General features: G+C 73.3%; 2 protein-coding genes. Both read left to right on the top strand.

Going from position 1 to position 1,960, the window contains the following annotated elements:
• A partial coding sequence (locus SACPADRAFT_RS25350; protein WP_007027443.1) for a glutamate ligase domain-containing protein occupies positions 1–533 on the top strand: 533 nt, incomplete at its 5' end.
• Between the two features lie 49 nt (positions 534–582).
• Positions 583–1,960 (top strand): putative lipid II flippase FtsW (gene ftsW, locus SACPADRAFT_RS25345; RefSeq protein ID WP_084258282.1); only part of this gene is annotated, 1,378 nt, incomplete at its 3' end.

The following is a 1,960-nucleotide window of genomic DNA, read 5'->3' as shown; positions in this document are numbered from 1 at the left end:
GGGCCCACGGGGTCGACCCCGCCGCGGTCGCCCGGGGCCTGCGGGAGTTCCGGCCCGGCGCGCACCGGGCGGTGGAGGTGGCCGAGCGGAACGGGGTGCGCTGGGTCGACGACTCGAAGGCCACCAATCCGCACGCGGCCGAGGGGTCCCTGCTGGCCCACGACAGCGTGGTCTGGATCGCCGGTGGCCAGCTCAAGGGTGCGTCGGTGGACGAGCTGGTCGCCGGGGTCGCGGGCCGGCTCCGGGGTGCGGTGCTGCTCGGCGCGGACGCCGACGTGATCGCCGACGCACTCGCGCGACACGCCCCGGATGTCCTTCGCCACCGCCTCGGTCCGGGCGAGGATAACCCCATGACGGCGGCGGTGCGCGCGGCCCGCGACATGGCGGAACCCGGGGACACCGTGCTGCTCGCCCCGGCCGCCGCATCGTTGGACATGTTCCGGGACTACGCCGAGCGCGGTCGCGCGTTCGCGACGGCGGTGACGGCACTGGACGCCGACACGGGCGGGGTGCCCGCCGGAAACGAGCGGTGACGACGGTCCCACCGACGCGGACACGGGAGGCGACCTCACGGTGACCTCGGTGGACGCCCGTGGTGGCGATCGTGGTTCCCGCCGGGGCGGCCGGGCCGCCCCCCGGGGGCGCGGGTCCGGTGGCTTCCGCGCCGCCGCTCCCCGTGCCGGGGCGCGCGGAGACGGCCGCAGGTCCGACCGGCGGACCGGATCGAACAACGCGCTGACGGCGTGGCTGTCCCGACCGCTCGCCGACTTCCACCTCATCCTGGCGCTGTGCGGCACCCTCGGGTTGCTCGGGATCGTGATGGTGCTGTCCGCCTCCTCGGTGTCGTCCTCCAGCCCGGGCAGCGACAGCACCGTGTACGCGATGTTCACCCGGCACGTGGCGTTCGTCGGTGTCGGCGCGGTGGCGTTCTGGCTCGGGGTCCGGACCCCGTTGCGGGTGGTCCGTGCCCTCTCGTCCACGGCCATGGTCGTCTGCCTCGGGCTGCTGGCGCTCGTGCTGACCCCGCTCGGCGCCGAGCGGTACGGCTCCCAGGGGTGGTTCGTGGTCGGGGGACTGTCCCTGCAGCCCGTGGAGATCGCCAAGGTGGCCCTGGCGCTGTGGGGCGCGCACATCCTCGTGGTCAAGTACGAGGTGCTGCACCGGTGGCGTCACCTGCTGGTGCCCGTCGTCCCCGCCGCGTTGCTGATGTTCGCGCTGGTGATGGCCCAGCCGGATCTGGGTGGCACGATCACGCTCGGCGTGGTGCTGCTGGCGCTGCTCTGGTTCGCCGGGGCACCGCTGCGGCTGTTCACGATGCTGCTCGTCGGGGCCGTGGTCGGGGCGGTGGTGCTGGCGCTGGTGGCCGACTACCGCTTCGACCGGATCAAGGCGTTCCTCGATCCCGAGGCGGATCCCCAGGGCGACGGCATGCAGGCCAACCAGGCGCTGTACGCGTTGGCGGACGGCGGACTGTTCGGCAAGGGCCTCGGTCAGGGCCAGTCCAAGTGGATGTACCTGCCGAACGTGCAGCACGACTTCATCTTCGCGCTGCTCGGTGAGGAGCTCGGCCTCGTCGGCTGCCTGGTGGTGCTGGGGCTGTTCGGGTTGCTGGCGTTCGTCGGCCTGCGGATCGCGATGCGCAATCTCGACCCGTGGATCCGCATCGTGGCGGGCACCCTCACGACGTGGATGGTCGCCCAGGCGTCGGTCAACATCGGGTACGTGGTGGGGCTGCTGCCGGTGACCGGCGTGACCCTGCCGATGATCTCCTACGGCGGCACCTCGCTCGTGGTGACCATGCTGCTGTTCGGGCTGCTGGCGAACTGTGCCCGCCACGAACCCGAGGCCGTGGCGGCGCTGCGCACCCAGGGACCGGGTAAGTTCGGGCGTCTCATGCGGCTGCCCGCGCCCGCCCCGTACCGGCCGCCCGCCCGGCGGCGGGCGACGGGAACGGCGGGGA

This window comes from Saccharomonospora iraqiensis subsp. paurometabolica YIM 90007, assembly GCF_000231035.2.
GTDB lineage: Bacteria > Actinomycetota > Actinomycetes > Mycobacteriales > Pseudonocardiaceae > Saccharomonospora > Saccharomonospora paurometabolica.
This window is presented reverse-complemented; position numbering and strand designations above follow the sequence as displayed.